Below are 26,057 nucleotides of genomic sequence, written 5' to 3' on the forward strand. Positions count from 1 at the left end.
CCTGTCGCGTCGTTGCGTCGATATGCGGTTCGACAGGGACGCCAGGCCGGCAGTTCCGGATCCCGGGGGGAAAACGGAAGCGGTGTGAGCTACCGCAAAAGAAAAAGCCCCGCTCGCAACCGGCGCGTTGCATGCCGGTCGAAAGCGGGGACAGGGGACGTAAAAGGTACTGCCGTGCGATCAGAACTTGCCGCGGATGCCCAGCTGGAAGGTGCGGCCCGGATCGAACGACGTGAACTGTGCGTTCGGGAACTGGAAGTAGCCTTCGCGCTTGGCCTTGTTCAGGTTGACGATGTCGAACGTGATCGTCGGCCAGTTGTCGCGGTTCAGCACTTCTTCCAGGTCCACGCTGGACGAGAAGTCGGCCTGCTTGTACGAGCGGCCGTACAGTGCCGCCAGCGTCACGCCGCTCTGGTTCGCGTTGGCGCTCTGGCTGCCCTGCTGGTACTGGTGCGAGATGCGCGCCATGTAGCCGTGGTTCTCGTAGTAGAAGCCGAAGTTGTTGCTCTTCTTCGGCACGTTCAGCGCCACGAAGCCGTTGGTGCCCTCGCCGCTCGCGCTCTGGTTGATCAGGGTCGCGGTCTCGCTGAAGCCGAAGCCCTTGATCGGCAGCAGCTTGTCGAGCGGCTGGACCCAGCCGATCTCGAGGCCGCGCACGGTCAGGATGCCGCCGGCGTTGCGTTCCTGGCTCATCACGACGGTGGCCACGTCCGGACCGCCGCGCGAGTTGATCGCCACCTGCTGCGTCGGGATCAGGTTGTTGTACGTGATGCCGTAGGCGGCCAGGGCGGAGAACGGCATCGTCAGGTTGTCGATGACGGTGAAGCCCTTCACCTTCTTCTGGAACACGGTCAGGCTCACATAGCCTTCGCGGCCGGTGTACCAGTCGATGCCCAGGTCGATGTTGTTCGACAGGTAGGGCTTCAGTTCCGGGCTGCCGATCGTGCCGACGTCGGCCGACGTGCCGCTGAAGTTGATGCCCGGACGCAGCGAGTTCGGATTCGCACGGGTCATCGTCTTCGACGCCGCGATGCGGGCCACGATGTCGCTGCGCAGCGTGATGGCCGCGGTGGCCGACGGCAGCGTGTTGTTGTAGGTCGTGTCCTGGTAGACCCACTCGGTCTGGTTCGGGTACTTCGAACCGTTCAGCGTCAGGTTGGCGTTGCGCGGGTCGCTGAACGAGTTCAGGGAGCCCACTTCCTGCTTGGTGCGGACATAGCGTACGCCGGCGTTGTAGCGGACCGGGAAGCTGAACAGCTTGGTTTCGCCGTTGAGCTCGGTGTAGAAGCCGGTGGAGCGCTCGCGCACATAACCCGAGCTGGCGCCCGTCGACGAGCTCGTGGAATCCGGCGCGCTCGAGTTGTACGCGTCGTAGTTCGAATCCTTGCGGAAGCGGTCCCAGTCGACGACGAGGCGGTCGTGCGGGCCCTGCACCAGGTAGGAGGCCAGCTTGTTCAGCGGGATCAGCGAACCCTGGTAGGTGAGCGGTGCCGTCTGGCCGGCCGTGTAGCCGGTGCCGTAGCCCGGGTACAGCGCGGCGGCGCTGGCGCCCGGCGTGCTGGCGCCGTCGCACGGCGGCGCGCCGTTCGGTCCCTGGATGAAGACGCTCGGATTGTTGCCGCAGACGGCGGCCTGCCACGCGGCCGAGTTGTCCTGGCCGCGGATGCGGCGGTCGATGTCGTCGTAGGCGAGACCGGCCTTGACGCTCAGCTTCGAATCGCCCCAGGTCAGGTCGGTGTGGAAGCCCTTCGTGCTCGTTTCGCGCAGCTCGTTCTGGATGTTGACGCGGCCGCCGGCCCAGACGAAGTTCGCCGGGTCGTTGACGTCCTTGTTGAACGAAATGCTCGGCACGCCGCCGTTGTTCTGGAACGTGGTGACGAGGCCGCTGCCGGCTGCCGTGATCGGCATGATGGTCGGTGCTTCGTGCGAGAACGTCGACTTGGTGGCGTTGGCCTGGGCTTCCAGTTTCAGGGTCGGGGTGATCTTCCACTCCATGCCCGGGTTGATGCCCTTCAGGTCGGTACGGTCGCGGCGCGGGCCGAATTCGATGAAGTAGGTCGAGTTGGCGTACGTGCCCGACGTGACCGTGCAACCCGTGGTGCAGTCGCTCTTGTCGACCTGCATGTTCAGCGGGATCGCTGCATTGTTCCGGACCGCCCAGGTGTAGGCGATGCGCTGCATGTCGTCGTCCTTCTTGCTGTACAGCGTGTCGACGTAGAAGTGCAGGTTTTCCAGCGGACGCCATTCGGCGCTGAGGATGGCCGAGCCCTTGTCGCGCGTGCCGAAGTAATCCATGAAGCGGCCCAGGCGCGGCACGAGGGCGTTGTCGATCTGGTCGATCGTCAGGCCCGGGTTGTGCGCCAGCAGGAACGCCTGGTCGATCGGCGTGCCCGCCACGAGGCCGGCGCCGGCGCCGGCCGGAACGGTGGCCGGAATCGTCCAGTTGCCGCCGCCGGTGCTGTTGCGGGTCGGCGAGGAGCTCTGGGCTGCCGTCAGGTTCGGGTTCGTCAGGCCGACGGTCTCGTAACCGGTCGTGCGCGACTTCTGGCGGTTAACGGCGATGCCGGCCAGGATACCGAACTTGTCGCCCCAGGTCTTGCTGGCCACGATGGAGCCGCGGCCGCCGACGCCGTCGGCGATCTGCTGCTTCTGCGCCGTGCCGCTGTACGAAACGTGGGTGCCCGGGTTGTCGAACGGGCGCGCGCTGCGCATGTTGACGACGCCGGCGGCGCCGCCTTCGATCAGGCCGGCCGTCGGGCTCTTGCTGACGGTCAGCTTGGTAAACAGGTCGGTCGGCAGCAGGTCGAGGTCGACTTCGCGGTTGGTGCTCGCGCCGTCGATCGGGCCGGACGACGCCACGGCGATCTGCGCATTGTTCAGCAGGATCTTGGTGAAGCTCGACCCCAGGCCGCGGATCTGGATGTTCATGCCCTCGCCCGTCACGTCGCGCGCGATTTGCACGCCCGGCACACGGCTCAGAGATTCAGCGATATTCTTGTCGGGGAATTTACCGATGTCTTCGGCGCTGATGGTGTCCGTGAAACCGACGGACTCCTTTTTATCCTTCGCCGACGAAAGCAGACTGGCGCGGTAGCCGGTCACCTTGACGACGTTGGTATCGGCCTGGACGACCGGCGCGGGCTGGGCCGGCGCCGCGGTATCTTGCGCATATGCTTGCTGGATAAGGCCTGCGAGCACGCTCAGGCCAAGCACGACTTGCCGGCGCTGGCGGCGCCGTTGTACGGACTTCTCGATCATTGCTGTCTCCTGTGTTTTTCTATGCCTGGGACGTCCCGATGGGCCGTCTTTATGGCTGGCAAAATCAGTGTAGGAGCACAATGTTAACGGTGTCAATCGCGCAAACATAAATGTTATGCGCAAACATCGACAGGAGCTTTGCATTTATCAGGCAGTTTTCGACAAAGCTCCTTTTTATGTTTGGAAAGATCAAGAATCGCTTGCGCAAAAAATGGTAGCGTATAGCAAAACAAAAAACGTTGTAGATGTCTGACATCTGATGATAAAACATGCAGAAAGCATCGTTTTAGGCCATTCACGCACAAAAATACACCATGTGACATGAGAAATTGTCGGGATTACGGGAAGAACTGCCATCAACATTGATCAGACGTCTGATGTCTATGGAAGGTGGCAGTAGACGCGTGCGGCCTACCCTGCCGCTCAGCGCCGTACGACGATGGGTTTCAGGCCGAGTCCGGCCGGCAGCGCACGCGCCGCTTCCTGCGCGAGGGCGCGGGATTCGAAGGGGCCGCCGTACAGGCGGTTGACGCTGCCCGAACGGACGACTTCGACCGCCAGGTCGACGCCGGCCTGCTTGAGTTTTTCGCCCATTTCCTCGGCCTTGCCGTCGCGTCCGTAAGCGCCCAGTTGCAGATAGAAACCTGGCGCCAACGCAGCCTTGTCGGCCGACGCCGAGGCCGAGGCCGATGTCGAGGCGGCAGGCGCCTGTGCGCGCGCGACGGCGGCGCTGTCCATGTCGACACGGTCTTCCAGCATGAGGGCGGCGATGGCGGGCGGTGCCGGCACGGCCTGCGCCTCGGATGCGGCGGCGCGGCGCGCGGACGCGAGCTGCATTACGTCGCCCGGGAACAGACGCTCGACCTGGACCTGGTGGCTGCCCTTCCCCAGCAGCCCCAGCTTGAGGGCGGCCGTGTACGAGACGTCGATCACGCGGTCGGAGTGGAACGGTCCGCGGTCGTTGATGCGCACGACGACGGACTTGCCGCTCTCCAGGCTCGTGACGCGCGCGTACGAGGGGATCGGCAGGGTCGGATGCGCGGCCGTCATCTTGTACATGTCGTAGGCTTCGCCCGACGACGTGCGCTGGCCGTGGAACTTGACGCCATACCAACTGGCCACGCCGCGCTGGGTGAACGGTTCGTCGTTGATGAGCGGGGTGTATGTCTGGCCGAACACGGAGTACGGCTTGTTGGCGAACTTGGCGTAGGGCTCGTACTTGACGACGGCGTCGGGGGTGTCCAGCAGGCCCGGCGGCGGATTCGCGCCGGGGCCGTCGTCCTGGTAGTAGCCGCCGCGGCCGGAACCGGCCGGCGGCAGGTTCGGAAGCTTCGGATCCACGCGGGTGACCTTGTGCTTCCACGGCAGGGGGATCAGGCTTTTGTGTTCGCCGTTCTGGTCCGTGGTACTGCACCCCGCCATCATTGCCAACATCGCAATGACCGCTGGGAGCGACCTCGGAACGGCCTTCGCGTTCTCTTGCATATCAGGTCTGCACCAGTTTGCGGTGTCGTTGAATACTCATCAATATACCACTGCAGAGGCCCAAAGTAATCAGCGCGGTTCCGCCATAGCTCATGAAAGGAAGCGGAACTCCGACCACGGGCAGGATGCCGCTGACCATGCCCATGTTGACAAAGGCATACACAAAAAACATCATCGCGACCGATCCGCCCAGCAGGCGCGTGAACAGGTTCGGTGCATTGGCCGCGATCATCATCGCGCGCCCGATCAGCAGCAGGTACAGGAACAGCAACAGGAGGTTGCCGACCAGACCAAACTCTTCGGAATATACCGAAAAAATGAAGTCGGTGGTACGTTCCGGAATGAATTCCAGATACGCCTGCGTCCCTTTCATATAGCCTTTGCCGGTCACGCCGCCCGAGCCGATCGCGATGGTCGACTGGATGATGTGGAAGCCCTTGCCGAGCGGATCGGACGTGGGATCGATCAGCGTCATCACGCGTTCGCGCTGGTAGTCGTGCATCATCGACCACGCCACCGGCAGGCCCGCGCAGCCGGCCGCGAACAGCGCGCCGAGCGCCTTCCACGACAGGCCGGCCAGGAAGATCACGAAGAAGCCGGAGCCGCCCACGAGCAGCGCCGTGCCGAGGTCGGGCTGCTTGGCGATGAGGCCGAAGGGTATCAGGAGCAGCACGGCCGCCACCGCGAATGACTTCCAGTTGAGGATGCCCGCCCGGGTCTGGAAATACCAGGCCAGCATCAGCGGCGTGGCGATCTTCATGATTTCGGACGGCTGGATGTCCACGCCCACGTGCAGCCAGCGCCGCGCGCCCTTCTTGATGATGCCGACGGTCGCCACCGCGAGCAGCAGCGCGACGCCGAACGTATAGATCGGCACGGCGAGACGCAACAGGGTCTGCGGGGGTACGATCGCGGCGGCCCACATGAACACGAAGGCCGCGATGATGTTGCGGATCTGCCCTTCCAGGCGGCCGGGGAAGTCGTGGCCGGCCGAGGACAGCGTGACGAGGCCCGTGCACAGCAGCAGGAACAGGATCAGCGACAGGGCCGGATCGAAGACGGTGAAATACGGTTTGAGGCGCCGGCTGAGCGAGCGGCGTTCGGGAAAATGCGCCATGGTTCAGTCCTTGTTGCCGGGGGTCTCGCCGCCCGGCCTGAAATCGGCGCCGGCCGTGGGCGCCACCTGGTCTTCGTCGGCCGGGACCGGGTCGACGGGTTTCGGCGCCGGCTTGTCCGCGTCGCCCGGACGCTTGCCGAGCAGGTAGTAATCGAGCGCCTTGCGTGCGATCGGTGCCGCCACCGCCGCGCCGAAGCCGGCGTTTTCCACGACCAGCGCGAGCGCGATGCGCGGATGGTCGGCCGGCGCGTAAGCGATGAACAGCGCGTTGTCGCGCAGGCGTTCCGGGGTCGCGGCGGCATTGTACTTCTGGCCCTTCAGGCCCACGACCTGCGCGGTACCCGTCTTGCCGGCCACGGTGTACTGCACGTTGCGGAACGGGATGAAGGCGGTGCCGCTCTGGTCGGCCGTCACGCCGACCATGGCGCGCTTGACGACGTCGATGTTCTCCTGCTTGAGCGGGATGCGGCCGGATTGCTTCGCCACCGTCGGCGTGCGTGCATGGTTGCCGCCGTCCTCGAGCAGCTTGACGAGGTGCGGCCGCATGATGACGCCGTCGTTGGCGAGCGTCGCCACCGCGTGCGCCATCTGCAGCGGCGTATAGCTGTTGAAGCCGTTGCCGATCGAGATCGAGATCGTGTCGCCGCCGACCCACTTCTGCGCCGCGCGGTTGCGCTTGAAGCGCTCGCGCTTCCATTGCTGCGACGGCAGCACGCCCGTCTTCTCGTGTTCGAGGTCGATGCCGGTCTTTTCGCCGAAGCCGAACGGCTGCATGAAGTCGTGCAGGCGGTCGATGCCCATCTCGTTGCCGAGCTGGTAGTAGTAGGTGTCGCACGACATCACGATCGACCGGTACATGTCGATGTAGCCGTGGCCGCCGCGCTTGTCGTCGTTGAAGCGGTGCCCGCCCAGCATGAAGAAGCCGGGGTCGTTGATGCCGTACTCGGGGCGGCGCAGGCCCAGCTCCAGCGCGGCCAGCGCCATGTACGGCTTGAACGTGGAGCCGGGCGGGTACGTGCCCGACAGCGGACGGTTCATCAGCGGCTTGTCGAGCGACGTGTTCAGCTCCGTCCAGCTCTGGGTGTCGATGCCGTCGACGAACAGGTTCGGGTCGAAGCCGGGCCGCGACACGTACGCGAGCACGTCGCCCGTCGCGGGCTCGATGGCGACCAGCGCGCCGCGGTAATCGCCGAACGCCTGCTCGACGACTTTCTGCAGCTCGATGTCGATCGACAGGATCAGGTTGTTGCCCGGCGTCGGCGGCGTGCGCGACAGGGTGCGGATCGCGCGGCCGCCGGCCGAACGCTCCACTTCCTCGTAGCCCGTCTGGCCGTGCAGCTGGCGCTCGTAGCTCTTTTCCAGGCCTTCCTTGCCGATATGGTCCGTGCCGTTGTAGTTGGCGGCATCGTCGCTGGCGTCGATGATCTTGGCCTCGGCCTGGTTGATGCGGCCGATGTAGCCCAGCACGTGCGAAGCGACTTCGCCCAGCGGATACTGGCGGAACAGGCGCGCCTGCACTTCGACGCCGGGGAAGCGGAAGCGCTGCGCGGTGAAGCGCGCCACCTCGTCGTCGGTCAGGCGGGTGCGGATCGGGACGCTGGAAAAATTCCTCGACTCTTCCATCAATCGCTTGAAGCGTTTGCGGTCTTTCGGTTCGATCGTGACGAGCTTCGCGAGTTCGTCGATGACGGAATCGAGGTTCGCTTCCAGCTTCGACGGCGTGATCTCGAGCGTGTAGGCGGAGTAGTTGCTGGCCAGGACGACACCGTTGCGGTCGACGATCAGGCCGCGGTTCGGCACGATGGGAACCAGCGCGATGCGGTTGTCCTCGGCCTGCGCCATGTACTGGTTGTGCTTGAAGACCTGCAGCCAGACGAAGCGCGCGACGAGCAGGCCGAAGCAGATGAAGACGAACAGTACCATCGCCGTCAGGCGCATCCGGAACAGGTGGATCTCGCGATCGCTGTCTTTAATCTCGGTCATTCGGGGAGGCGATGAATGAATGCTTCAGATCGGACGCGTATGGTCCTTGTCGACCGCGCGGCGCTGCGGCGCCAGCAGCAGCCACGTGATGACGGGCCACAGGGCGACGGCGATCACGCTTTCGATGAACACGAGCGCGCCGGGGAAACGGCCCGTGACAAAGAAGCGCACCATCACCTGGATCGCCTGCGTGAGCAGCAGCAGCGGGAACACGTGCATCGCCTGCGTGACGAGCGGGAACCACAGCACGCGGCGGTGGATCATGATCGCCAGGTACGACAGCAACGTGTACGCGAGGGCGTTCTCGCCCAGCAGCGTGGCGTCGTGCACGTCCATCAGGAGGCCCATGCAGAACGCGATGCCGATGCCGACCTTGCGCGGCTGGTGGATGCCCCAGAACACGAGCACCAGCGCGACGAAGTCCGGCGCGCCGACCCAGCGGCCCCACGGCAGCAGGTTGAGCATGAACGCGCAGACCAGGCTGAACGTGATGAACAGCGGGCTGACCGGCAGCAGGATGTAGTGCGGACGGTTCGTCGTCGGCATCAGGTGCCCTCCTTCGGCCGGGCTGCGGTGTTGGCTGCGGCCGGCGCTCCGGCGGCCGGCACAGGCGCGGCCTGGGTCGGCGCGGCGGTGGCCGGCGCCCGCGGGGCGGCCGGTGCGGTCGCAGCCGGGCTGCGCGTCGCGGATGCCGCGGCAGCGGGGTTCGCACGCGCGGGCGCGGCCGGGTTCTGGTTCGCAGGCGCCGTGGCCGGACGCGCACCGGCGGCCGCGGGCGGCGCGACGGCAGGCGCCAGCGGTTGCGGCGGCAGCGGCAGCGGCGGCACGGGTTCCATGCGCGGCAGATTCTTGCGGGACGTGGTGTTGGCGTTGGCCTTCGGCACTTCCGCGGCCGGGCGCGGCGGCAGCGGCTGGTCGGACATCACGATCAGCAACTGGCGGTGGCGGTCGATGCCGGCCAGCGGCTGGCACACGACGCGGCCGAAGGCACCCTGCGCCAGGTTCTCGACCTGGATGACTTTCGCGACCGCGAGGCCGGCCGGGTAGATGCCGTCCAGGCCGGACGTCACGAGCACGTCGCCGACCTGGATGTCGGCATTCGGCGCGACGAAGCGCAGGTCGAGAAGGCCCGACTGGCCGCGGCCGTAGGCCACGCTGCGCAGGCCGTTGCGCAGCACCTGCACGGGGATCGCCTGTTCCTTGTCGGTGAGGAGCGTGACTTCGGACGTGAACGGGAACACGCGCGTGACCTGGCCGACGACGCCGGCGTTGTCGATCACGGGCAGGCCGAGCTTGACGCCGCTGCGGGTGCCGCGGTCGAGCACCACGCGGCGCGTGGACGGGTCGCGCGCGTCGTACAGGATCTCGCTCATCTGGGAGCGTACGGGGAGGTGCTCGCGCGCGTCCATCAGGCGGCGCAGTTGCGCGTTCTCGGCCATCTGGAGCTGCGCCTGCTGCATGACCTGGGCCATCGCGACCTGCTGGCTCTTCAGGTCGCGCACTTCCTTCTGCAGCGCGGAGATCGAGGAAAAATACGTGCCCATGTTGGCCAGCGCGTCGCGCGGGGCCAGTGCGGCCATCTGGAACGGGTACAGGACCGTTGCCGCCACCTGGCGCACGGCGGTGAGCGCGTGCAGGCGGGCGTCGACCACGAGCAGCGCGATCGACAGGAGAGCGAACACGGTCACCTTGACCCTTGCGGGGGCGCCTTGCTTGAACAGCGGCGGAGGACTGTATTCCATGACTTCCAATAATGCGGGGCCTGCGGCGCCCGCGTCAATCCAGACGCCCGCAGCGGGATGGCGACAAACGGGCGACACCAAACGCGGACGGCGCGTGCCATCCCGGGATCGCCGGAACGGTCACACGCCCTGTCCGCGCAGCCACGGCCGGGTTACTCGTACGAGAAGATCGAGCCCAGCTTGTCCATGCGCTCGAGCGCCATGCCCGAACCGCGCACGACGCACGTCAGCGGATCCTCGGCCACCAGCACCGGCAGGCCGGTCTCTTCCATCAGCAGGCGGTCCAGGTCGCGCAGCAGTGCGCCGCCGCCGGTCAGCATCATGCCCTTCTCGGCGATGTCCGCGCCCAGTTCCGGCGGGGTCTGCTCGAGGGCGTTCTTGACGGCCGAGACGATGTTGTTCAGCGGGTCGGTCAGCGCTTCCAGGATCTCGTTGCTCGAGATGGTGAAGGAACGCGGTATACCTTCCGACAGGTTGCGGCCCTTGACCTCCATCTCCTTGACTTCGGAGCCCGGGAAGGCCGAACCTATTGCCTTCTTGATCGACTCGGCGGTCTGTTCGCCGATCAGCATGCCGTAGTTGCGGCGGATGTAGTTGACGATGGCTTCGTCGAACTTGTCGCCGCCCACGCGCACGGAGCCTTTATAGACCATGCCGCCCAGCGAGATGATGCCGACTTCCGTCGTGCCGCCGCCGATGTCGACGACCATCGAGCCGGTCGCCTCGGACACCGGCAGGCCCGCGCCGATCGCGGCCGCCATCGGCTCTTCGATCAGGTAGACCTGCGACGCACCGGCGCCCAGCGCCGATTCGCGGATCGCGCGACGCTCGACCTGGGTCGAACCGCACGGCACGCAGATGATGATGCGCGGCGAGGGACGGAAGAACTTCGAGTCGTGCACCATGCGGATGAACTGCTTGAGCATCTGCTCGGTGACGGTGAAGTCGGCGATCACGCCATCCTTCATCGGACGGATCGCTTCGATGTTGCCGGGAACCTTGCCGAGCATTTGCTTGGCTTCCTTGCCGACCGCCTGGATCGTCTTCTTGCCGTTCGGACCGCCTTCCTGGCGGATCGCGACGACCGAAGGCTCATCCAGCACGATGCCCAGGCCGCGCACATAGATCAGCGTGTTGGCGGTACCCAGGTCGATGGCCAGGTCGTTCGAGAAATAGCTACGTAAAAAACCAAACATGTGTGTCCTGATATGCGCAATAAGGTGCGCCTAACATTAATCGGGGAATCCTCGCCGCGACTGCCGAATCCGCCTCGCGGGCTTTTCATGCGTGGAAGCGGGGCTGGTTTCGCCCGGAGAACGCATTAGCCCGCCATTCTACCTTATAATTTACCGATTAAACGCTGAAAAACGGGTGGTTTCGTGCCCATATCAGCCTGTGAGATCGACGGTATTAGAAAGCTTTTATCAGCTTTAGCGCGCCGTTGTCCAAATTTCATTATCTACACACTCATCTTTTAACGCGGTGCCGAGCCGCGCCTTTTGCCATGTCCCTGACACTTTCAGACGTAAAACGGATCGCCAACCTGGCCCAGCTCGATATGGACGAGGCCCATGCCGAAATCGCCTTGAACGAGCTGAACGGGATCTTCGCCCTGGCCGACCAGTTGCAGGCTGTCGACACCACGGGTGTTGCGCCGTTGTCGCAACCGCTGGCCAGCGTGCTCGCCCTGCCCCTGCGCCTGCGCGAGGACGTGGTGACGGAAGACAACCACCGCGACGATTACCAGGCCCCGGCCCCGAAGACCCAGGACGGCCTGTACCTGGTGCCGAAAGTCATCGCCACCGAATAACCCGCAGCGAACGTCGACCATCATGATGCATCAAAAAACCATCAAGGAGCTGTCCGCGCTCCTGCACTCGAAACAAGTCTCGGCGACCGAGCTGACCCGGCACTACCTCGACCGCATCGCCGCCAGCCAGCATAACGCGTTCCTGGACGTGAATCCGGACCTGTCGCTCGCGCAGGCGCAGGCCGCCGACGCCCGCATCGCGGCAGGCAACGCCGGCCCGCTGACCGGTATTCCGATTGCCCACAAGGATATCTTCGTCACGCAAGGCTGGCGCTCGACTGCCGCCTCGAAGATGCTGGGCAACTACGTCAGCCCGTTCGACGCCACCGTCGTCACGAAATTCGCGGACGCCGGCATGGTCACGCTGGGCAAACTCAACTGCGACGAATTCGCGATGGGCTCGTCGAACGAGAACTCCGCGTTCGGCGCCGTGAAAAACCCGTGGGACGCGCTGGCCGTGCCGGGCGGTTCGTCGGGCGGCTCGGCCGCCGCCATCGCCGCGCGCCTCGCGCCGGCCGCGACCGGCACCGACACCGGCGGCTCGATCCGCCAGCCGGCCGCGTTCTGCGGCATCACCGGCATCAAGCCGACGTACGGCCGCGTGTCGCGCTTCGGCATGATCGCGTTCGCCTCGTCGCTCGACCAGGGCGGCCCGATGGCCCGCACGGCGGAAGATTGCGCCCTGCTGCTGAACGAGATGGTCGGTTTCGACGAGCGCGATTCGACGAGCCTCACGCCGGAACAGGGCAATGCGCGCGAAGACTTTACGCGCGACCTGAACCAGCCCCTGACCGGCCTGCGCATCGGCGTGCCGAAGGAATACTTCGGTGAAGGCCTGGCCGCGGACGTCGAGCAGGCCGTGCGCGCCGCGCTGGACGAATTCGTGAAGCTGGGCGCGACGCTGGTCGAGATCTCGCTGCCGAAGACGTCGCTGTCGATTCCCGTGTACTACATCATCGCGCCGGCGGAAGCGTCGTCGAACCTGTCGCGCTTCGACGGCGTGCGCTACGGCTACCGCGCCCCGGAATACACCGACCTGCAGGACATGTACAAGAAGACGCGTGCGCAAGGCTTCGGCAAGGAAGTCCAGCGCCGCATCATGGTCGGCACGTACGTGCTGTGCCACGGCTACTACGACGCCTATTACGTGCAGGCGCAGAAGATCCGCCGCCTGATCGCCGACGATTTCCAGGCCGCGTTCCGCGACAAGTGCGACGTGATCATGGGCCCGGTGGCCCCGAGCGTCGCGTGGGACCTGGGTTCCAAGGCGAACGACCCGGTGGCGAACTACCTGGCCGATATCTTCACCTTGTCGACGAGCCTCGCCGGCCTGCCCGGCATGTCGATCCCTTGCGGTTTCGGCCAAGGCAAGGAGGGAGCAATGCGGAATGCAAAGCGCCCGGTGGGCCTGCAAATCATCGGCAATTATTTCGCCGAGGCGAAGCTGCTGAACATCGCGCACCAGTACCAGCAAGCCACGGATTGGCATACCCGCGCGCCCGAAGGCGTTTGACGCACTGACATACAAGAGAGAACACCATGCAATGGGAAGTCGTCATCGGTCTTGAGAACCACGTCCAGCTCACGACCAACTCCAAAATCTTCAGCGGCAGCTCGATCAAGTTCGGCGCCGAGCCGAACACGCAGGCGAGCCCCGTCGACCTGGCGCTGCCGGGCGTGTTGCCCGTGATGAACAAGGGCGCCGTCGAACGCGCCATCTGCTTCGGCCTCGCGGTCGGTGCGAAGATCGCGCCGCAATCCGTCTTCGCGCGCAAGAACTACTTTTATCCCGACCTGCCGAAGGGTTACCAGATCAGCCAGTTCGAAGACCCGGTCGTGCAAGGCGGCAGCCTCACGTTCGCGTTCGAGAAGGACGGCAAGCTGGAGACGAAGACCGTCAACCTGACCCGCGCCCACCTCGAGGAAGACGCCGGCAAGTCGCTGCACGAGGATTACCACGGCATGAGCGGCATCGACCTGAACCGCGCCGGCACGCCGCTGCTGGAGATCGTTTCCGAGCCGGAAATCCGCAGCGCCGCCGAAGCCGTGGCCTATGCGAAGGCGCTGCACGGACTCGTGATGTGGCTGGGCGTCTGCGACGGCAACATGCAGGAAGGTTCGTTCCGCTGCGACGTCAACGTGTCCGTGCGCCCCGTTGGCCAGAAGGAATTCGGCACCCGCTGCGAGATCAAGAACCTGAACTCGTTCCGCTTCATGGAAGAAGCGATCCACTACGAAGTACGCCGCCAGATCGAGCTGATCGAGGACGGCGGCAAGGTCGTGCAGGCCACGCGCCTGTGGGATCCGGACCGCAAGGAAACGCGCGAGATGCGCACCAAGGAAGACGCGCAGGATTACCGCTACTTCCCGGACCCCGACCTGCCGCCGCTCGCGATCTCGCAGGACTGGATCGACCGCGTGAAAGCCGGCATGCCGGAACTGCCGGCCGCGATGCGCGAACGCTTCATCGGCGACTACGGCCTGCCGGAATACGACGCGCTGATCCTGACGTCGTCGCAGGCGATGGCCACGTATTACGAAGCCGTCGTCGCCAAGGCCGGCAAGGAAAGCGCCAAGGCGGCCGCGAACTGGCTGATGGGCGACGTGTCGTCCGCGCTGAACCGCGCCGACGTCGCGATCGAGAACTCGCCGGTCGAAGCATCGCAACTGGCCCTGCTGCTGAAGCGCATCGCCGACGGCACGATCTCGAACAACGCGGGCAAGAAGGTGTTCAGCCTGATGTGGGAAGCGCAGTCGGAAGACGAGCACCTGGCCGACACGATCATCGAGCGCGAAGGCCTGAAGCAGATCTCGGACACGGGCGCGCTGGAAGCGATCGTCGACGAAGTCCTCGCCAACAATGCCAAGTCGGTCGAGCAGTACAAGGCCGGCAAGGAAGCGGCGATCAACGCGCTGATCGGCCAGTGCATGAAGGCGTCGAAGGGCAAGGCGAATCCGGCACAGGTGACCGAGCTGCTGAAGAAGAAGCTGGCGGCCTGATCCTTTTCCGCCAACGAAAAACCGGAGCACGCTCCGGTTTTTTTACGTCCGCCAATTGCCTAAAACCGGGGTCAGAGCCCGGTTTTGGGCAAAGTTTGCCGGGAAATTGCCCAAAAAAGGACTCTGACCCCGGTTTTATTCGTAGCGAAGCGCGTCGATCGGATCGAGCCGCGCCGCCTGGCTCGCCGGTACCACGCCGAACACGACGCCCACGCCGCCCGAGAACAGCACGGACAGCGCCACCGCCCACCACGGCACGACGGCCGGCGGGAAGTCCGGGATCATCGCGGCAATGCCGACGCCCAGCGCGTAGCCGATCACGAGGCCCAGCAGCCCGCCCAGCAGCGACAGGGTGACGGCCTCGATCAGGAACTGCAGCAGGATGTCGCGGCTGCGCGCGCCGATCGCCTTGCAGATGCCGATCTCGCGCGTGCGCTCCTTCACCGACACCAGCATGATGTTCATGATGCCGATGCCGCCCACCAGCAGCGCGATGCCGACCACGCCGCTCATCACGAGCGTGACGGTACCGCTCAGCTTCTCGAACGATTTCGCGATCTGGTCGGCCGATTCGATCTCGAAATCGTCCGTGTCGTCGGGCTTCAGGCGGTGCGCCTGGCGCATCACCATGCGGATGTGGCTGCGGGTCGCGTCCAGCCGGCCCAGGTCGCGCACGGCCACGGTGATCTGCAGCTGCGGGCGCGTGTTGTTGCCGATGATGCTCTGCCCCGTCTTGAACGGGATGATCATGTAGTTGTCCTGCGACATACCGAAGATCTCGCCCCGCTTTTCCATCACGCCGACGATCTTGAACCACTCGTTCGCGTACAGGACGAATTGCCCGACCGGGTTCGGCGGCAGGTGCAGGTCCTCGATCAGCTTCTCGCCGATGACGGCCACGCGGCGCGCGCCGGCGTCGTCGGACGCGCTGAGGAACCGCCCCAGCCGCGCGTAGCGGCCGTTTACTTCCTGGTAGCTGGCCGTCGTGGCGAACACCTGCGCCGTCGCCGACATCCCCGTGAAGCGCACCTCGGAAAAGCCGGGCGTGAACACGGGGCTGAGGTTGCGGATGCCGTCCACGCGCAGGCGCAGCTGCTCCACGTCGTCGAAGCGCAGGTAGTTCACCTTGCCGCGCATGACCTCCTTGAACTCGTTGTGCGGCCGCACCGTCAGGCCGTTGCCGCCCAGCCCCTCGAACTGGTCGGTGACGCTTTTCGACAGGCCCTGGATCAGCGAGATCACGGTGATCACCGACGCCACCCCGATGATGATGCCGAGCGACGTGAGGAAGCTGCGCAGCCGGTGCGCGCGGATCGATGCCAGCGCCGAGCGCAGGCTTTCGAGAAACAGGTTCATGCCGCGTTCTCCGCATCATTCCTCGTGTCCGACACGATCCGCCCGTCGCGCAGCCGCACGACGCGCCGGCACTGCGCCGCGATCTCGGGCTCGTGCGTCACCATGACGACCGTCTGCCCGCCCGCATGCAGTTCGCGGATCAGCGCCAGGATCTCTTCGCTGGTGGCGGAATCGAGGTTACCCGTCGGTTCGTCGGCCAGCAGGATCGACGGCTTGCCCACGAGCGCACGGGCGATCGCGACGCGCTGCCGCTGGCCGCCCGACAATTCGTTGGGCCGGTGATGCAGCCGTCCGCCGAGGCCCACGCGCTGCAAGGCCTGTTCCGCCAGCGCGAGGCGTTCGCGCAGCGCGATGCCGCGGTAGATCAGCGGCTGTGCCACGTTGTCGAGCGCACTCGCGCGGGGCAGCAGGTGAAAGCTCTGGAAGATGAAGCCGATCTCCTGGTTGCGCACGCGCGCCAGCTCGTCGCCGGACATCGTCGCGACCTCGCGGCCGTTGAGCCAGTACGCGCCGCTGCTGGGGCGATCGAGGCACCCGACGATGTTCATCATGGTCGACTTGCCGGAGCCGGACGCGCCGATGAACGCGACGAATTCATTGGCCCGGATGTGCAGGTCGACGCCCTGCAGCGCATGTACGGTCTGGTCGCCCATCGTGTACTGCCGCGTCACGCCTTCCAGCCGGATCACGGATGCGCTCCTTCCGCAACCTTCACGTCGGCCTTCTTCGCGACCACGGCATCGCCGTCGTGCAGCTCGCGCAGCAGGCGCGCGGGGCCCACGGCGATCGTCTGGCCGGCCGCCACGCCCTTCGTCACTTCCTGGTTGGCGTCGTCCGACAGGCCCAGTTCCACCGTCGTCTTTTTCACTTTCCCGTCCTGCACGACGAACACGTAGCTGGTGTTCTTCACCTTGTCCTTCGCGCCCGGGATTTCCTCGCTCAGCACGGCCTGGATCGGCACCGCGGCGCGCGCGGCACCGTTGCCGACGACGATCTCGACGCGGCACGTCATGCCGGAGCGCAGCGCGAGCTTCGCGTCGTCGAGGCGCAGCTTGACGACGTAGCTGCGGCCCTGCGTCTGCGCGCCGAGGACGGTCTTCGGCGCCATCGCCACGCTTTCCACGCGGCCCGTCACGGGCTGGTCGGGGAACGCGGCCGGGAACACCTTCGCCTGCTGGCCGACGCCCACGCGCGCGATGTCCGCTTCGTCCACGTTCACCTCGGCCATGATGGAGCCGACGTCGGCGATCGTCATCAGCGACGATCCCGCGATGCCGGTGGCGCTGGCGACGGCCGTCTCGCCGATCTTGATCGGCACGGCCGTCACGGTGCCGTCGATGGGCGCGCGCACTTCCGTCTTGGCCAGGTGCTCGCGCGCCTGCGACAGCAGCGCGCTGGCCTGCTCGAGCGTCTCGCGGCTGGCGCGCAGCTCGACCTTGGCGAGATCGACCTGGTGCACGGCGTCGTCGTACTTGGAGATGTCGATGTACTTCGCCTTGTACAGCTGGCCCATGCGGTCCAGGTTGCGCTGCTGGTTTGCGAGGTTGATCTGGGCGCGTTCGATCGCGATCGCGGCGTTGCGGCGGTTCGCTTCCTGCTGCGCCACCTCGGCCAGGTATACGGTCGGATCGAGCCGCAGCAGGGTATCGCCGCGGTTCACCTGGTCGCCCTCCTTCACGAGCACGCCGGCCACCTTGCCGATGACCTCCGCCGACAGCTGCACCTCCTGGCGGAACACGAGGTTGCCGGTCGCGAGGATGGCCGGGTGGATGGCCAGCTTCTGCACGGTCGCCAGCTCGGCCTCGCGGCGCGTCTGCTTGCCCGCGAACTTCACCACCACGGGGACGATGAAGAACGCCGCGACGATGGCCGCGCCTATCAGTTTCTTCTTCATGCGCTTATCCGAGGAAGGCGATCTTCGCGGCCCAGATGCCGTAGACGACCGCGTACGGCAGCACGGCGACCGTCACGCAGGCGGCGGTCGAGCGTCCCGTCCACGCCTTCAGGCCGAGCACGGCCAGCGCGATGGACCACACCGACGTCAGGTCGAGATTGGTGGCGAAGCCGAACCAGGGGCTGGACATGGGCACGTGCAGCAGCAGGTAGTTGAGCGACACCATGTTCATGTCTTCCGGCGCCAGGCGGCCGCCCGACGTCAGGATCTGCAGCACCGACAGGGGCACCGTCAGCAGGCGCGGGATACTGGTCCAGACGGCGAAGCCGAACCACTTGCCGTAGCCGATGCCGGTGCCCATCACCTTGCCCGCCAACAGGTAGTACAGCGCCACGACGGCGCAGATGAGCGGCGTGCCCACCACGGCGCCGATGCCGGAGCTCCACATCATCGTCTTCGGCGTCATGAACTGCGCCATCGCGGCACGCGCTTCCGGTTTCATGGGTCCCTGCGCCGCCAGCATGTGCTCGCGGAACCAGGCGAAATCGAGCGACGAGACGTACCAGCAGCTCACGGCCAGCGTCAGCAGGATCAGGACGAGCAGGGGGATGAAGGGGCGAGGCTTGTCCTTCAGCCGTGCGAAGGTGGGCGAAGGCGCGAGGATGACGTTTCCGATGTCGAAGAGCGGCTGCGTGGCCATGTGTTGACTCCCTAGTTATTGTGATCGGGTAGCACCTGCTACCCGGTGCCAAGCAGTCTAGGGTGTTTACGCCGCGAAAAACTCACCAATTGTCATGACACCGGGGGCACGCCCGAATTTATACGCGGCGTTTACATCGCTTCCAGCAGCGCCAGCGCCTGCGTCCTTGCCGCCGCCCGCAGCGAGCGGCGCAGCGCCGCATCGTCCGTGGTCCGCGCCAGCACCATCCCGCCCACGCACAGCGCGACGATGGCCTGCGCGCGCTGCTCGCCGTCGGTTTCGTGCTTGAGCGCGCCCGCGTACACGTGCACGAGATTGCGGATCAGCTGCGTGTACGCCTTCTGCGGCGACAGCCCCGCGCGCGCCACGTCGCCCGGCAATGCGTACAACGGACAATGCGCCTCGATGTTGTCGAACACCTCGTCGCTCAGGTAGATGTCGACCAGCATGCGCGCCAGCTCGCGCGGCGCGGGCGGCGGCGAGTCCTTGAAATCGGGCTTGAACGGATTGCACGTGCTGAAGCTGGCGACGGCCGCCGCGTACAAATCGTCCTTGCTGTCGAAGTGGTGATAAAAGCCGCCGCGCGTGAGGCCGGCCTCGGACATCACGCGGTCGATCGACACTTGTTCGAAGCCATGGCGGTTGAACAGCCGGCGCGCCGCATGCACGATGCGTTCGCGGGTCTGGGCCTTGTGTTCGCTACTGTAGGGCATTCGCGTCTCCTTTCGAGAACGGCATTATGCGCGTATTCACATTATGTTCTTGAACATATTATGTGGCCGCGTATTCTGGTTTCCATTCACCACAAGGAGACGACACATGTACACGCTGACCACCTTCCGTTCGGTTCCCTCGTTTGCCGTGGGCCACGTGCGCGACCTGCGCGTGCGCTGGGCCCTCGAGGAAGCCGGCCAGTCCTACGACCTGCGCCTGATCGGCTTCGAGGAGAAGGAAGCGCCCGCCTACCGCCGCGAGCAGCCGTTCGCCCAGGTGCCCGTTCTGCACGACGGCGACCTGGCGCTGTTCGAAACCGGCGCGATCCTGCTGCACCTGGGCGAGCGCCATCCCGTCCTGCTGCCGCGCGATCCGGCCGCGCGTGCGCAGGCGACGATGTGGATGTTCGCCGCACTGAATTCGGTCGAGCCCTACGTGGGCAACCTCGCCAACCTCGTCGCGTTTTCCATGGACCAGCCATGGGCCGAGGCGCAGCGCCCCGTGCTCGAAGAGATCGCGCTGAAGCGCCTGGGCCAGGTGGACGACTGGCTGGAAGGCCGCACCAGTCTCGCCGGCGAATTCGGCGCGGCCGACATCCTCATGACGACCGTCGTGCGCCTGCTCGACGGTATGGGCTACGTCGAACGCTTCGCCCGCCTCGCGGCCTGGCGCGACCGCTGCACGGCGCGCCCCGCCTACCGCAAGGCGCTGGCCGCCCAGGTGGCGCAGTACGTCGTGGAACCCGCGGTCGCCTGATTCAATCGGTCACGGGTACCAGCGGTATCGTGGCCGGCCCGCGCCGGCGCGCGAAGTCCGACGCGATGCCGGCGCGGATCGCTTCGAGCCGGCGGCCGTCGCGGTACAGCAGGTTGTAGCTTTCGAACGGAACGAGGCGGCCGTCCGGCAGCGCGAAGTGGATGCACGATTTCTTCAGCGCGCGCACGTCCAGCGAATACGCGTCCATGAACTGCACGATCAATACGCGGAACACGTTGTCGTAGCGGAGCGCGGATGGCGCCCTGACGAGCGGCAGGCAGCACATCAGCTCCGACAGGCAATTGGCCTGCGATTCCGGCGAGTGGTTCGTCGAGAACAGTTCAAAGATGCGGTCCTTCACGGCGCCGTGCAGCGCGGGGTCGCGTTCGAACACGATCGTGTTGCCGCTGCCTTCGACGAGCGTCTGCGGATCCAGCCAGCGCGTCAGCGGCACGGTGCCCTCCTTCGTCTTGATCGCGTACGCCATCGCCAGCGTGTCCGGATTGCACGGCACGGGCACCACGTCCTCCAGCGTGAACAAGCCGCTTTGCTCGGCGATGCGGCGCCGGATCTCCGACACCGTCAGGCGGTGCAGGCGCGGATCGTAGTCTTCGACGCGGCCGGCATCCTGGATCGGCTGCAAGGTCACGCCGCGCACGCAGGGCTGCTGCAGCGCGAAGTCGATGATCTCGCCGATCTCGCCGTCGTTCAGGCCTTTCTTGAGCGTGACGACGAGCGTCGTCGACAGGCCTGCTTCATTGAGGTTGTCGAGCGCCTGGCGGCGGATGCGCGTGAGGTCGGCGCCGCGCAATTCGCGATGCACCTCCGCGCGCAGCGAATCGAATTGCAGGTAGACCTCGACGCCGGGCGCGTAGCCGGCGAGGCGCTGCACGAAGCCCTTGTCCTGCGCGAGCACGACGCCGTTCGTGTTGATCATCACGTGCTTGATGGGGCGCGCTTTCGCGGCGTCGAGGATGTCCCAGAACTCCGGATGCAGGGTGGGCTCGCCGCCGGACAGCTGCATCACGTCCGCCTCGCCTTCGTTGGCGACGACGGCGTCGAGCATGCGGATCACTTCCGCCAACGGACGATGCCGCTCGCGGTGCGTGCCGCTCTCCGCATAGCACACGGGGCAGTTCAGGTTGCAGTTGTCCGTGATCTCGACGACGGACAGGCACGAGTGCTGCATGTGGTCCGGGCACAGGCCGCAGTCGTACGGACAGCCGTACTCCATCTTCGTGTTGAACCGCTGCGGCATCTCCGGGTGCTTGACGAAGACTTCGCGGCACAGGCGGTAGTACGCGACGTCGTCGCTGACGAGCACGCGCTCGGTGCCATGCGCGCCGCACCATTTGTCCATGTAGACCTTGTCGTCCTTGAACACGATCTTCGCTTCGACCGGGTGCAGGCAGGTCGAGCAGACGGAGGTCGTCGTGTCGTAGAACAGATAGGGGCGGGACTTGCGGGTCATGGGAGCTCCTTGCGCGGCGGCGCGGGATAGTCGCGTTCGGACGCCGCGACCTGGCGGCGCAGGTCGTCGGCCAGGCGGTCGGCGGCAGCGACCATATCTGCAGGAAGCATGGCTTTGGCGCCTGCGATGGCCGCGGCGTTGCCGGTCAACGTCAGCAGCGCCAGCGCATCGATGCGCTCTGCGGGGGAAGCGCGATCTGCTTTCACCTCCCACGACAGATACTTCACGTCTCCGCCGCCGCAATGCAGGATGTTGCGCGCCCGCCAGAGCCGGGACTCGTCGGAGTGGCCGGCACGGGCCAGCAGCTGCGCGGCCCGCAGCGCGGGCTCGACGCGAAACACGTCCGGTCCGGGCTGGACCACGCAAATTTTGGTGGCGGCACGCTGCAGCAGGACAATGCCGCGCGCTCGATCCCGTGGGTTGGCACCGAAAGGTTCGTAGCCTCCCCACGACCTCGTACCGCCCAACATCTCCCCCAACAGCGCCTGGGCCGGAGCGTAGTCCTGCGCGCTCGCCTGCTCCAGCAGGCCCAGCGCACGCGGCACGTCCGCCTGTTTCCGGTCCGACGTGGACACCAGGGTATACGCGAGCGAGGTGCGCGCTGCCGGGTTGCCGGCCGCGGCAGCGCCCGCCAGCTCGGCGATGCGGCGCCGGCGGGCTGCTTCCGCGTCGCGCTGCTGACGCTCATAGCGGTTCTTGTTGACCGCATCGATCGCGACGCAGCCGGTGCCGCCGATGAAAGCGAGAGCCAGGACCAGCATCCCGCCGCGTGCGCGGGAATCAGCGAAAAGAGTCATGTACGAGCCAGCTCCCTGGATTGAAGGATTACGAACGGCAGATAACAGGCCAGCGCCACGATGCACACCCACTGGATGCCCGACAGCCCGAACACGTACGCATACGGCACCGGCTTGATGCCATCGACGACGAGCCGCCAGACCAGGTAGGACGCGAGATACAGCTTGAACGCGAGCCCGGAACTGCGCGCGAGCGGCGCGCGCCAGCGCCACAGCAAGCTGCCCACACCCAGCACGAACAGCATGTCGTAGACCTGCGTGGGATGGCGGGCGATGCCGTCGCCAAAGTCGACGCCCCACGGCAGCGCGGTCGGTACGCCGTACGTCCCGTCATGCAGGCCCGCGAGGAAGCAGCCGATGCGGCCCACGACCGTGCCGGCGACGAGGGGCAGGATGAACTGGTCGCCCGTCGAGCGGCGGATACCCGTGCGCTTCTTGGCGATCTCCACGCCGATGAGGCCGCCCAGCAGCCCGCCGACGATCGACTGGCCCGACGCGATCAGGCGCCAATCCGGCACCGTGCCCTGCCACAGGTGCGGCATCTCGATCCAGAACACGAGCTTGTTGCCGATGGCGGCACCGAGGATGCTGCCGACGACGACGGCGAAGGAGCCCGGCTGCAGCAGCGCGGGTTGACGGGCGCGTCGGCGCTGCCAGCGGTACAGCTGCACGCCGCCGGCGAGGGCCAGCCATTCGAATACGAGGTGAACCCATTGCGCGGTCGCAGCGGGCAGGACGGCGCCCTTCATGCTCCGCCGGGCGGACGCTTGCGCCACAACCTGATGACAATCCAGCCGCACACGAAGGCGATGCCGAGCCCGATCAGGCCGAAAACGAGCGCGACCGACGAGAAGTTCTCGGGCCCGGGCGAGGACAGGCCGGCAAGCCCGCTGAAAGTGCCGACGGCGCCGCACAGGCCGAAGCCCGCGAGCGCCAACGAGAGAATGGCAGTCAGAAAACCGCGCGCGACGTTGTTCATGGCAGCTCCCAAATAGTTGCCGCCATTACATCACATTCCGCAGGCTCAGGCCACGCCGTATTGCTGGCGATACGCCGCGACGGCGTCCTTGTGCTGGGCCAGCGACGGATCGGCTTCCAGGTAGCCGAACAGGTCGGCCAGGCTGGCGATCGAGATCACGGGGATGCCGTAGGTCTGGCTGACTTCCTGCACGGCCGACAGCGGCGACAGCACGCCGTCCTTGCCGCCCCGTTCCATGCGGTCGAGCGCGATCAGCACGGCGGCCGGTTCGGCGCCGGCGGCGCGGATCATCGCCACCGATTCGCGCACCGAGGTGCCGGCCGAGATCACGTCGTCGATGATGACGACCTTGCCCGCCAATTTGGCGCCGACGATGGTGCCGCCTTCGCCGTGGTCCTTGGCTTCCTTGCGGTTATAGGCGAACGAGGTGTTGCGGCCTTTCGCGGCCAGCGCCACGGCGGTCGCGGAGGCGAGCGTGATGCCTTTATAGGCCGGGCCGAACAGCATGTCGAATTCGAGGCCGGAATCGAGCAGGGTCTGGGCGTAGAAATCGGCCAGCTTGCCGAGCGTGGCGCCGTCGTGGAACAGGCCCGCGTTGAAGAAGTACGGCGACTGGCGGCCCGCCTTGGTGATGAACTGGCCGAACTTCAAGACTTCGGCTTCGACTGAAAACGCAATGAACTGTTGGCGCAGATTGTCCACGACACGACCCTCGAACTGTGAAAACCGGTATTGTAATCCGCCCCGCCCCCGCCCGCGAAGCCGGTGTTCCACCACCCGCGTGAGACGGTGCAGGCGCCGTTCCGTGCGCGGCGCCCGCAGCGCCCGGCCGACCATGGCGAGGAATGCGTCCTCGGCGCGGTGGACGCCCTCCAGTTCGGCCTGCATGCGCACGTGTTCGGTCGTGTCGCGCACGAAGCAGCGGGTGTAGCGCAGGCGGCCGTCCTCGAAACAGGCGTTCGCGCGGATGACCACGTGCCGGATCGAACCGTCCTTGGAGCGCAGGCGCGCCGGCTGGTCCACCACCGTTTCGCCGGCCGCCAGCCGCGCCAACATATCGGCGGCGACGGCCGGATCGGCGTGGAACCGGGCGGCATGGTGCCCGACGTATTCTTCCCAGCGGTAGCCGAGCATCTGCAGCTCGGCCTTGTTGGCCCACAGGATCGTGCCGTCGGCGCCGACCTGGTGCAGTCCTTCGGCCGCGTTCTCGACCATGTCGGCGAACTCGCGTTCGCGCCGCAGCAGGTCGCGCTCCGCCTGGCGCCGCCGCGCCGCCTCCGCGTGCAGCGCATGCACTTTCTGCTCGAGCCGGACCAGGTTGATGTCGACGGGTTGCCCGGACGGCAGCGGCGCCGCCACGTCGGCGCAGGCGTGGTCGTGCCCCGCGCAGACCTGGCGGAACACGTGCGCCGCGTCGGACGTTGGAAACAGGGTCCAGGGATAAGCGCAGAACAGCGAGAAGTCGAGCTTGCGCGCCAGCTCGTTCCACAGCCGCTCCAGGTGCAGGGCCGCGTCGTAGCGGCCGCGCGCGCACAGCAGCGCCACCATCTCGCCGAACGCGTGGACGGGTGCGCCGCCGGCGCAGGCTTCGGCCACCACGCGACCGACCTCGTACTCGAAACGGGCGCGGTCGGGCCAGCCGTCGACCATCAGGCGCGCCAGCGTCGTCTCGGCGTCGAACCACGCGACGTCGCGCGACGGCGGCGCGGAACGCCCTTCCGCGCGCGCCAGTTCGTCCAGGCGCCGTTGCAGCGCATCGGTGTGTGCGCCGGTGGCGATGACGATGGCCCGTCCCCGCGTCCGCAATGCCCGCTCGATGAAGGACGCGACCTCGTCGAGCAGCGTGTCGCTGTCGTCGTAAAAGCGCACGAAATGCCCCGTCTTGCCGTGTTTGCCGGACAACAGGTCCTCGCTCTTGATCAGCATGGGGGTTTTCTAATGGATGAAAGATGCAATTCTATCCACATCAGGCGCGCTCAAGACGGCGGCGGCCGTTCAGGTCGCCGTTGTATTGACATAAATCAAAACGTCAGAGGTTTAGTCGGTGCCCGCAGCCAACCGCACGACGAGATCGGAATTGACCGGTATACCGGGCCGGGCGTTTAACGTTTGTTTAACCGCCATGGATGTGTTGATGGAAGTCAAAACGAGCTACACTATCGCCCTTGGCCCACCGCACTTTTGTCCAGATCCATGCCACGAATTATCTCCGCCAACTTGAACGGCATCCGTTCCGCCCACAAGAAGGGTTTCTTCAACTGGATGGCCAGCCAGGACGCCGATTTCATCTGCGTCCAGGAGCTGAAAGCCCAGCAGGCCGACATGACCGAGGAATTCCTCGCGCCGCACGGTTACCACGGCCATTTCCACTATGCCGAGAAAAAAGGTTACTCGGGCACGGGCGTCTACAGCCGCACGAAGCCGGATGCCGTCAGGACGGGCTTCGGCTGCGTCGAATTCGACAACGAAGGCCGCTACACCCGCGCCGACGTGGGCAACCTGACCGTCATTTCCGTGTACTGCCCGTCCGGCTCCTCGTCGCCGGAGCGCCAGGAAGCCAAGTTCCGCTTCATGGAAGTGTTCCTGCCGCACCTGCAGGAGCTCAAGGCCGAGGGCCGCGAGATCGTGATCTGCGGCGACTGGAACATCGCGCACAAGGAAATCGACCTCAAGAACTGGAAGGGCAACCAGAAGAATTCCGGCTTCCTGCCGGAAGAACGCGCCTGGATGACCCGGATCTTCGACGAACTGGGCCTCGTGGACGTGCACCGCGGCATCGACCAGCGCCCCGAGCAATATACGTGGTGGAGCAACCGCGGCCAGGCGTGGGCGAAGAACGTCGGGTGGCGCATCGATTACCACGTCGCCACCCCGGGCATCGCCGCCAAGGCGCACGCCGTGTCGATCTACAAGGACGAACGGTTTTCGGACCATGCGCCGCTGATCATCGATTACCACCTCTGATAATTCCCCCCGGCAAGGGGGAATTCCAGCC

The 26,057-nt window shown here is 65.8% G+C and carries 22 protein-coding genes and 1 pseudogene; 5 read left to right on the forward strand and 18 right to left on the reverse strand.

The genetic code is table 11. From position 1 onward, the window contains the following. Window positions 1-180: 180 nt before the first annotated feature. The 7 genes from ACEN9G_RS08140 to ACEN9G_RS08170 form a co-directional block, all read right to left on the reverse strand. Window positions 181-3,258 (reverse strand): TonB-dependent receptor, encoded by a 3,078-nt coding sequence (locus tag ACEN9G_RS08140; RefSeq protein WP_413343365.1) that lies wholly within the window; start codon window positions 3,256-3,258, stop codon window positions 181-183. 423 nt (window positions 3,259-3,681) lie between these two features. Further along, entirely contained in the window at window positions 3,682-4,692 is a 1,011-nt protein-coding gene (locus ACEN9G_RS08145) for a septal ring lytic transglycosylase RlpA family protein (RefSeq protein WP_483126555.1), read from the reverse strand. Between the two features lie 52 nt (window positions 4,693-4,744). Next, window positions 4,745-5,860 (reverse strand): rod shape-determining protein RodA, encoded by a 1,116-nt coding sequence (rodA, locus tag ACEN9G_RS08150; protein WP_413344055.1) that lies wholly within the window; start codon window positions 5,858-5,860, stop codon window positions 4,745-4,747. A 3-nt stretch (window positions 5,861-5,863) separates the two neighbouring features. Then, window positions 5,864-7,843 (reverse strand): penicillin-binding protein 2, encoded by a 1,980-nt coding sequence (mrdA, locus tag ACEN9G_RS08155; protein ID WP_413344057.1) that lies wholly within the window; start codon window positions 7,841-7,843, stop codon window positions 5,864-5,866. 24 nt (window positions 7,844-7,867) lie between these two features. Further along, the gene (gene mreD, locus ACEN9G_RS08160) at window positions 7,868-8,389 is read right to left on the reverse strand and encodes a rod shape-determining protein MreD (protein ID WP_413344059.1); all 522 of its coding nucleotides are present in this window, start codon (window positions 8,387-8,389) and stop codon (window positions 7,868-7,870) included. Beyond that, the gene (gene mreC / locus ACEN9G_RS08165) at window positions 8,389-9,585 is read right to left on the reverse strand and encodes a rod shape-determining protein MreC (protein WP_495605534.1); all 1,197 of its coding nucleotides are present in this window, start codon (window positions 9,583-9,585) and stop codon (window positions 8,389-8,391) included. Before mreC ends, mreD begins: the two co-directional genes overlap by 1 nt. A gap of 152 nt (window positions 9,586-9,737) precedes the next feature. Further along, the gene (locus ACEN9G_RS08170; protein WP_025511657.1) at window positions 9,738-10,781 is read right to left on the reverse strand and encodes a rod shape-determining protein; all 1,044 of its coding nucleotides are present in this window, start codon (window positions 10,779-10,781) and stop codon (window positions 9,738-9,740) included. 308 nt (window positions 10,782-11,089) lie between these two features. On the opposite strand from ACEN9G_RS08170, the gene gatC reads away from it, so the two are divergent. Genes gatC through gatB form a run of 3 tightly spaced genes read left to right on the forward strand, consistent with a single transcriptional unit; the run spans window position 11,090 to window position 14,395 of the window. Continuing rightward, complete coding sequence (gene gatC, locus ACEN9G_RS08175) at window positions 11,090-11,395, forward strand: Asp-tRNA(Asn)/Glu-tRNA(Gln) amidotransferase subunit GatC (RefSeq protein ID WP_371765932.1); 306 nt, start codon at window positions 11,090-11,092, stop codon at window positions 11,393-11,395. 25 nt (window positions 11,396-11,420) lie between these two features. Further along, window positions 11,421-12,908 (forward strand): Asp-tRNA(Asn)/Glu-tRNA(Gln) amidotransferase subunit GatA, encoded by a 1,488-nt coding sequence (gene gatA / locus ACEN9G_RS08180; RefSeq protein WP_483127732.1) that lies wholly within the window; start codon window positions 11,421-11,423, stop codon window positions 12,906-12,908. Window positions 12,909-12,934: 26 nt separating this feature from the next. Further along, entirely contained in the window at window positions 12,935-14,395 is a 1,461-nt protein-coding gene (gene gatB, locus ACEN9G_RS08185; RefSeq protein ID WP_413338662.1) for an Asp-tRNA(Asn)/Glu-tRNA(Gln) amidotransferase subunit GatB, read from the forward strand. A 135-nt stretch (window positions 14,396-14,530) separates the two neighbouring features. Here gatB and ACEN9G_RS08190 read toward each other — a convergent pair whose 3' ends face one another. The 5 genes from ACEN9G_RS08190 to ACEN9G_RS08210 form a co-directional block, all read right to left on the reverse strand. Continuing rightward, window positions 14,531-15,751: an ABC transporter permease gene (locus ACEN9G_RS08190; protein ID WP_413338664.1), complete on the reverse strand. Its 1,221-nt coding sequence runs from the start codon at window positions 15,749-15,751 to the stop codon at window positions 14,531-14,533. Further along, window positions 15,748-16,440, reverse strand: a complete 693-nt coding sequence (locus ACEN9G_RS08195) for an ABC transporter ATP-binding protein (protein WP_413338666.1) — start codon at window positions 16,438-16,440, stop codon at window positions 15,748-15,750. Before ACEN9G_RS08195 ends, ACEN9G_RS08190 begins: the two co-directional genes overlap by 4 nt. Then, window positions 16,437-17,645, reverse strand: coding sequence for an efflux RND transporter periplasmic adaptor subunit (locus tag ACEN9G_RS08200; RefSeq protein ID WP_413338668.1), 1,209 nt, complete (start codon window positions 17,643-17,645; stop codon window positions 16,437-16,439). Before ACEN9G_RS08200 ends, ACEN9G_RS08195 begins: the two co-directional genes overlap by 4 nt. 4 nt (window positions 17,646-17,649) lie before the next feature. Beyond that, the gene (locus ACEN9G_RS08205) at window positions 17,650-18,345 is read right to left on the reverse strand and encodes a YIP1 family protein (protein ID WP_413338670.1); all 696 of its coding nucleotides are present in this window, start codon (window positions 18,343-18,345) and stop codon (window positions 17,650-17,652) included. Between the two features lie 131 nt (window positions 18,346-18,476). Beyond that, on the reverse strand, window positions 18,477-19,058 hold the full coding sequence (locus ACEN9G_RS08210; protein WP_413338672.1) for a TetR/AcrR family transcriptional regulator: 582 nt from the start codon (window positions 19,056-19,058) through the stop codon (window positions 18,477-18,479). Between the two features lie 106 nt (window positions 19,059-19,164). On the opposite strand from ACEN9G_RS08210, the gene ACEN9G_RS08215 reads away from it, so the two are divergent. After that, window positions 19,165-19,815, forward strand: coding sequence for a glutathione S-transferase family protein (locus ACEN9G_RS08215; RefSeq protein ID WP_413338674.1), 651 nt, complete (start codon window positions 19,165-19,167; stop codon window positions 19,813-19,815). A gap of 1 nt (window position 19,816) precedes the next feature. Here the strand turns inward: ACEN9G_RS08215 and ACEN9G_RS08220 are convergent, their stop codons facing one another. From ACEN9G_RS08220 to ACEN9G_RS08245, 6 genes and pseudogenes are all read right to left on the reverse strand, one after another. After that, entirely contained in the window at window positions 19,817-21,286 is a 1,470-nt protein-coding gene (locus tag ACEN9G_RS08220) for a radical SAM protein (protein WP_483126557.1), read from the reverse strand. After that, complete coding sequence (locus ACEN9G_RS08225; protein WP_483126558.1) at window positions 21,283-22,083, reverse strand: hypothetical protein; 801 nt, start codon at window positions 22,081-22,083, stop codon at window positions 21,283-21,285. The genes ACEN9G_RS08220 and ACEN9G_RS08225 overlap by 4 nt, the downstream gene beginning before the upstream one ends. Continuing rightward, entirely contained in the window at window positions 22,080-22,832 is a 753-nt protein-coding gene (locus ACEN9G_RS08230; RefSeq protein WP_413338680.1) for a prolipoprotein diacylglyceryl transferase, read from the reverse strand. The genes ACEN9G_RS08225 and ACEN9G_RS08230 overlap by 4 nt, the downstream gene beginning before the upstream one ends. Beyond that, window positions 22,829-23,062, reverse strand: a complete 234-nt coding sequence (locus ACEN9G_RS08235; RefSeq protein WP_413338682.1) for a hypothetical protein — start codon at window positions 23,060-23,062, stop codon at window positions 22,829-22,831. The genes ACEN9G_RS08230 and ACEN9G_RS08235 overlap by 4 nt, the downstream gene beginning before the upstream one ends. Window positions 23,063-23,107: 45 nt before the next feature. Further along, a complete protein-coding gene (gene pyrE, locus ACEN9G_RS08240) occupies window positions 23,108-23,764 on the reverse strand; it encodes an orotate phosphoribosyltransferase (RefSeq protein ID WP_371765968.1) in 657 nt (218 codons plus the stop codon). A gap of 231 nt (window positions 23,765-23,995) precedes the next feature. Next, a pseudogene (locus ACEN9G_RS08245) lies at window positions 23,996-24,988 on the reverse strand (MEDS domain-containing protein); the annotation flags it as partial. A 267-nt stretch (window positions 24,989-25,255) separates the two neighbouring features. On the opposite strand from ACEN9G_RS08245, the gene ACEN9G_RS08250 reads away from it, so the two are divergent. Then, window positions 25,256-26,026: an exodeoxyribonuclease III gene (locus ACEN9G_RS08250; protein ID WP_413338684.1), complete on the forward strand. Its 771-nt coding sequence runs from the start codon at window positions 25,256-25,258 to the stop codon at window positions 26,024-26,026. Window positions 26,027-26,057: the final 31 nt, after the last annotated feature.

It is taken from the genome of Massilia sp. Masssp94 (assembly GCF_059491305.1).